6 protein-coding genes are annotated in these 6,529 nt (G+C 46.0%); 5 read left to right on the top strand and 1 reads right to left on the bottom strand.

Going from position 1 to position 6,529, the window contains the following annotated elements; all coding sequences use genetic code 11:
• From NZ772_11465 to NZ772_11445, 5 genes are all read left to right on the top strand, one after another.
• Positions 1-1,709, top strand: a 1,709-nt coding sequence (locus tag NZ772_11465; GenBank protein ID MCS6814163.1) for a hypothetical protein, incomplete at its 5' end; no start/stop codon positions are given.
• A gap of 195 nt (positions 1,710-1,904) precedes the next feature.
• Positions 1,905-3,113, top strand: a complete 1,209-nt coding sequence (locus NZ772_11460; protein MCS6814162.1) for a glycosyltransferase family 2 protein — start codon at positions 1,905-1,907, stop codon at positions 3,111-3,113.
• A complete protein-coding gene (locus tag NZ772_11455; protein MCS6814161.1) occupies positions 3,110-3,796 on the top strand; it encodes a methyltransferase domain-containing protein in 687 nt (228 codons plus the stop codon). The genes NZ772_11460 and NZ772_11455 overlap by 4 nt, the downstream gene beginning before the upstream one ends.
• Before the next feature lie 33 nt (positions 3,797-3,829).
• On the top strand, positions 3,830-5,248 hold the full coding sequence (locus NZ772_11450; protein MCS6814160.1) for a hypothetical protein: 1,419 nt from the start codon (positions 3,830-3,832) through the stop codon (positions 5,246-5,248).
• Between the two features lie 44 nt (positions 5,249-5,292).
• On the top strand, positions 5,293-6,084 hold the full coding sequence (locus tag NZ772_11445) for a glycosyltransferase family 2 protein (protein MCS6814159.1): 792 nt from the start codon (positions 5,293-5,295) through the stop codon (positions 6,082-6,084).
• A 216-nt stretch (positions 6,085-6,300) separates the two neighbouring features.
• On the opposite strand, the gene groEL is transcribed toward NZ772_11445, so the two are convergent.
• Positions 6,301-6,529: chaperonin GroEL (gene groEL / locus NZ772_11440; protein ID MCS6814158.1), on the bottom strand; the 229-nt coding region annotated here is incomplete at its 5' end.

Below are 6,529 nucleotides of genomic sequence, written 5' to 3'. Positions count from 1 at the left end.
AGCGAAATACCACTGTATGGTGGTTGATGATGGGAGCAGCCCTGTTGGTGGTAGCTGCTCGTTGCTCCATCGCCTTTACGATCGGTTGCTATGATCAAGCCATTCAACTAGAGGCAGCCCATCGCCTAGTGCAGGGCTTGGGGTTAACTAGCCGGGTATTTGGCACCTTTCACCCCGACATTAGCCAACCGCCCACTGCTAACTATTTAACGTGGTGGCCTCCTGGCCTATCGCTACTCATGGCTGCACTCCTCAGCCTCAAAATTCCGCTGGTGTTGGCATTAAAAGCACTGTATGGTAGCGCAACCTTGGCGGGTTGGTGGGGTTGGGCAACATTATTGAGCCAACTTCTAACCAGTCCTCTGCGTGTAGGGGTTCTGAATCTACCAATTCATTGGCTCCTAGCCGTTATTTTTCCCCTGTTCTATACGCCTATCTGGTCTGGTACTGATTTGTTTCTCTGGGCTGTTATCCCCTTTATTGTATTGCTCCTATTTCAGCCGCGATCCAACAGATATTGGCATCACCTTCCAACCAGGGATCATCACTTTCCAACCAGGAATATTGTGGCGATCGGTCTGCTTGTTGGATGCACCTATATCATTCGCTATGCCGCCCTATTCTTAATTCCTACTATTTTTGTCTGGTTACTCCAGCGAGAGCGATTTCAAATTCGCCGAGTTCTTCAGTTGTTTGGCATTTTCATCTTGTCTTGCCTACCGTTTCTAGCCGCCATAGCCCTTTACAATCGGCTGGCAAGTCAGGCGGTGGGTGGGTTACCACCTTATATTGAGACAAATATTGTTGGGAACTTTGCTCGCTATGCTCCTAGGCTACTAACCTCTGCGCCGACCATATCAGCAATCTTCGGCATTACAAATCTTCAACCCTATGCAGACAAGCTGGGCTTCTTTAGACCATTGGTTGGTATCGTGTTTTGGGTGACAGTTGCTCTGTTGCCGCTAGCTCTACTGCAAGCAACAGCTAATAGATTTCGCCACCAAGACATCAGCGCTACTCGTTGCCTACTTGTAGCGTTAGCGATATTACCCATCATGTTAGCACTGTTCCTAGGAGCCTGTACATTGCTTGGTTCCTATAATTTCTTGAGTGACTATCGTTACTACATCCCAGCAATTTTACCTACGATCGTAGTCCTATACACGATCGCCAGCCACACTCTTGCAGATTTGCGACGCCACCGATCGTTCCTCAAGCTGTGTTACTCTGGCTTGCTTGTCATCTTCCTGGCCTATAACTTGGTTTATCGACCTGTAGGTGCACTGCTCATGAATCGAGGACGGGATTTTTTGGGGTTTCCTCTATTCTCAACCCTAGGAGAAATCCGCTACTTCAGCAACGACGTGATTATAGAGCATAAAGAAACCTTGGCACGCATTCAGCAATTGCGCCAGCTTCAGCCCCAGGCTCAGGTTTTTATGCACTCTGCTTGTTTTGTGTATAACAACGCTAACTGGTTTGTGCCCATGTATATGACTCCCTCTTACTGGCAAACAGCCTACACGAGTCAACCTATCTCTATCATCTGGGTGTTTTTCGACAACATCTGCACTGGAGATTGCATCCCTCAACCAGTATTCAGTAAACTTGCTGCTCAGGAAAGTTTTAAACAGGTATATACTTCTGCCCATGAGCACACTCGCATTATTTTGGTGACCTTACCTGCTGGCTATAGATTCTCTGATTAACTTGTACGGGTTTGCTCTAGTGAACTTAAGCACTCTAGTGAACTTAAGCAGTTCAAGATCGTCACTACTTAACTTAATGGTGATGTTAATGATGATGCCATTCAGGTGCTATCTATCAGGGCTAGCAACAGGGCAACAAGGCTTGAAATCCAAGTATGGAAGATTAAGTGCATTGGCGTAAGACATTGGGTAGTTATGGTTGTTGATTTAGAGAACTTACCGAGCAAGTCTTCATTAGACGGTGACGATCGTCCATTGGTGTCAGTGGTGATGCCATGCTTAAACGAAGAAGCAGCGATCGGCACTTGCATAGAGAAAATCCAGCGTACATTCCAAACCGCTGGCATTCAGGGAGAAATTGTAGTTTCAGATAATGGATCCACTGATCGATCAGTGGAAATTGCCGAGCGCATGGGTGCTCGTGTAGTGCACCAACCCTTACGGGGCTATGGTAACGCCTACATCAAAGGGTTTTCTGCAGCTAGAGGACATTATTTGATCATGGGTGATGCTGATGACACCTACGATTTCACCCTGATTCCTGAGTTTTTAGGCAAGCTACAACAGGGCTACGACTTTGTGACTGGTAGCCGACATATTGAAGGGTTCGAGGAGAAAAACATGCCCTTGCTCCATCGTTTCTTTGGTAATCCAGCCCTGACTGCCCTATTAAACCTACTGTTTGGCACTCGTTACACCGACGTTTATTGTGGCTTCCGAGGATTTAGCCGTCATGCCTATGATGCTATCCATCCGGTTAGCCCTGGGATGGAATTTAACCTAGAACTAGCTATCAATGCTGGTTTAGCTGGGTTAAAAGTTGCAGAGATTCCTATTCGGTTGCATCCTCGCAAAGGTGAATCTAAGCTGCGTACCTTACGAGATGGTTGGCGTAGCCTGCGGATGATGTTGCTGTATTGCCCCAACAAAGTGTTTTTGCTGCCGGGCTTCACGTTGCTGATTTTAGGGCTGGTGATTCACCTATTGGTGATTACAGGGCTATTGCAGTACGAAGGTCGATCGTTCGGGGCCGTAACTGGTATATTTGCCACCATTTTTAGTGTGGTTGGTTTTGAAATTTTGAGCCTAGGGCTACACGCAAAAACCTACTCCTGGAGCCGCCGCTTTGATCGAGATAACCTCATTCTGAAACGGTTTTACAAGCGGTTTACCTTAGAAACTGGTCTAATCATAGGGGCTGGAATGGTTGCTTCGGGTAGTCTTATTCTGGTGACATTAGTTATTCGTTGGTTCAGTGATAATTTGCAACCGCTACCCCATCCCGAATGGGCTTCTTTGGGAGCAACGTTAGTGATCTTAGGATTTAGCACAATATTTTCGTCACTGTTTATTTCCGCAATGTCAATGAAAAAGCTGGAGTCTTACGAGCAAGATGAGTCATGAATGAGTCAATAGGTACCAAAAGTCCCTACGTTCAGGAAGATGTGGGCGGTCTGGTTAGCAAGCTATCTTGGAAGGTGCGCAAGGCTATGTTTAAGGCGTTGATGCAGGTAGCTGCTCCAACTTCAGAAACTAAAGTGTTGGATGTGGGTGTGACTTCCGATCGTCGAGAAGACTGCAATTTCTTTGAACGACTGTATCCATATCCCCATCAAATTACTGCCGTAGGTTTGGAGGATGCAAGTTTCTTGGAAACAGAATTTCCTGGGCTTACCTATGTGCAGGCCAATGCTCTCAGCCTACCGTTTCCTGACAAAAGCTTTGACCTGGTATTCAGTTCAGCCGTGATTGAGCATGTAGGCAGTCGAGAGCAACAACGCATGTTCGTGCGCGAACTGAGTCGAGTGGGTCATACAGTTTGCATTACAACCCCTAACCGTTGGTACCCTATCGAGTTCCACACCATTTTGCCGTTAGTGCATTGGTTGCCACCAGCTTGGTTTCGTCAAATTCTCCGGTGGTTAGGAAAAGACTTCTACGCCAAGGAAGAAAACCTGAACCTTCTCACCCGCAAGGAAGTACTAGCTATGATTCCCAGCCATGCCCACGTTACCGAGCTTCACTATCGGCTTTGGGGACTAGTCTCTAACCTAGTGTTTTACATCCGCTTGTCCGAAACAACTTGATAGTACGAGTTTTTATCATTGTGGGATCATGCCATGAAGCATTTCCCTAGCTATACCATCGCTCTTACCGGTTTAATCCTGTTTGCACTGTATGCGGTACCTGTTGTCGGTAAACATGAAATGCTTACCTTCAGCATTGTGGAATATGGGGCGTTTGATGTCGATCAATTTGCTCCAGCTACAGACCTATTTCAAGCAGCTAATGGGCACTGGTACATTAACTCTCAGCCGGGTACTAGCTTCTTGGGAGCATTGTTATACCTGCCTTTTAGGGTGGTCGTGAATCGTTTATTCACAACCTATGCACTCTCTGCGGAGTTGAAGCCGATCGTAGTGCGATGGTTGACTTATGGATTGGGATTAGGAGCACTGGTTGGTATCGGTTGTGCCTTAACAGGAGCTATTGTCTACCGATTCACCAACTCCATCAGCATTGCCACAGCAACTGGACTCTTGAGTTTATTCGGCACCTTTTACTTTCCCCTAGCAACGGACGTAGTTGGTAACCAAACTACCCTCATGTTGTCTATCGTTGTCATGCTCTGGCTACTATCTAGCCGCAAGGGACTATCGCCATTGTATGTTGTACTGGCTGGTTTAGCCTATGGCTGGGGGGTGCTGTCTGATATCATCGGTATCTTAATTTACCCGTTTGTGCTGGGTTTTCTCTGGATGAGCAGTGCCACAAAGCAAATCGATCGGCTGCTGCAATTTCTCATCGGAGGGATTCCACCGTTTTTACTGTTGTTGTTTTATAACTATCAATGTTTTGGGAATCCTCTTACCATAGGGTATCTTCAACAGGCAGATACAGGGCCAGGTAAGCAGTGGTGGTTTGTCATTCCCAGATTAGACTGGCTTTGGGATAACACGTTTGGCGTGAACTTGGGGTTGTTTACTACATCTCCCCTACTGCTGCTGGGGATTTATGGAATGGTAGTTGCCATCGTGCAGCGCCAGAAAGCAACCTCTAGGGAAAATCAATTTCTTATCTTGGCTGCGTCAATCATAGTTGTCTATCTACTCATGACCATTAGCTACACAGCTTCTCCTACCCAAGGCTACAATTATGGCCCTCGCTTCCTCTTGCCTACAATTCCCAGTTTCATGGTGTTTGTAGGTATTGCCTTTACGAAACTTTCGCTGAGGAAGATTGTTCTACCAGTTAGTATTTTTTCTGTTCTCTTGCAACTTTTGGCTGTAAACAGTGAGATTAGGGCTAGTGGCACATCGGGTGGGGTATTGTTCCTTTGGAGCATGGCCTTAATCAAGGGGATTAATATTCCCTTGTATACCTGGTTGCGAAGTAATTTATCTGCCTATACGCCATTTACACCATCTCACATTTCACCATCGTTGCTGATTGTAGTTATAGTTGTAATTTTAATCGCTATTTGGTGCATACAGCTACTGCCCGATCGACAGCACAAATCTGAAATAGACCTAAATTAATCCATCAATTTGGTCTTTAATGTTTTCCTTAATTCAAAATTTTTATGCTCAATCTATCGATCGTTATTCCAGTCTACAATGAACGCGAAACCCTACCTGTAATCCTCACCAAGATAATTCCAGTTTTGCCAGATGTTAACAAAGAGATTGTAATTGTTGATGATGGCTCTAGGGATGGTACTCGCGACTGGTTGTCAACTATGTTTGATGTGGTTGGCAATTACCCAAAGACGGTTGCTATTGATGATGATGGCTCTTTGATAGTTGTTGATCGCCATGAATTGAACGGTCAGCCAAAACCTCCTACTGCTACGGTAAAGGTGATTTTTCATCAGAAGAATTTGGGAAAAGGAGGAGCATTACGGACGGGATTACAGGCAGCATCTGGTGATGTCTTGGTTATTCAAGATGCTGATTTGGAATATGACCCGAGGGATTGGCACGACATGTGGCGGCTAATTGCTGAAGGGCAGGCCGATGTTGTGTACGGTTCTCGATTTTATGGTAATCCCCATCGAGTTTTATACTTCCACCACCTATTAGGTAATAAGGTGATTACGGGATTGATCGATTTACTATGTGACACCACCTTGAGTGATATTGAGGTGTGCTACAAAATGTTTCGCCGTGAAGTGATGGATGGCCTCAAACTCATCTGTAATGATTTTGGCTTTGAGGTGGAATTCACCATGAAAGTGACCAAGCCCAAACGGTGGCGCATCTATGAGTTAGGAATTTCGTACTATGGACGTACCTATGCTGAGGGCAAAAAAATCAACTGGAAAGATGGCATGAAAGCCCTTTGGTATATTTTGCGCTTTGCGATTACAGGTTGAGGATGAACTCTAGCCATCACCACAGTGCCAACAGTACTACCAACAATGTAAGCAATGCGGAAACTAGCTAGGATGTCGGTAATCAGGAGCATAACTACGAACCCTAAGTACTAAAAAGGGCGCAGGATATCAATGATCCCACGCCCCTTGGTTACACAAGACTACCTAGACCTAAGGGCCAACGACTGGTTCACACTACGTTGGCTGGGAGTCAAATTAGTAGTCGAAGTCGCCGCCCATGCCAGCGCCGCTACTTGCGGGAGCTGCTTCCTTAGGCTCAGGCTTGTCTACAACAATACACTCAGTGGTTAGCACCATACCAGCGATCGATGCAGCATTTTGCAGAGCAGAGCGAGTTACCTTAGCAGGGTCAACGATGCCAGCCTCGAACATGTCAACAAACTCATCGGTAGCAGCGTTGTAACCTACATCAAAGGACTTTTCC

The sequence above is a fragment of the Cyanobacteriota bacterium genome (assembly GCA_025054735.1).
Lineage (GTDB): Bacteria > Cyanobacteriota > Cyanobacteriia > SKYG9 > SKYG9 > SKYG9.
The sequence above is the reverse complement of the archived record's forward strand: the minus strand, read 5'-3'. Positions and strand labels throughout refer to the sequence as shown.

Coding starts and splice junctions, on each gene's coding strand:
- NZ772_11460 (MCS6814162.1), top strand. CDS start 1,905: ATGGTTGTTGATTTAGAGAACTTACCGAGCAAGTCTTCATTAGACGGT.
- NZ772_11455 (MCS6814161.1), top strand. CDS start 3,110: ATGAATGAGTCAATAGGTACCAAAAGTCCCTACGTTCAGGAAGATGTG.
- NZ772_11450 (MCS6814160.1), top strand. CDS start 3,830: ATGAAGCATTTCCCTAGCTATACCATCGCTCTTACCGGTTTAATCCTG.
- NZ772_11445 (MCS6814159.1), top strand. CDS start 5,293: ATGCTCAATCTATCGATCGTTATTCCAGTCTACAATGAACGCGAAACC.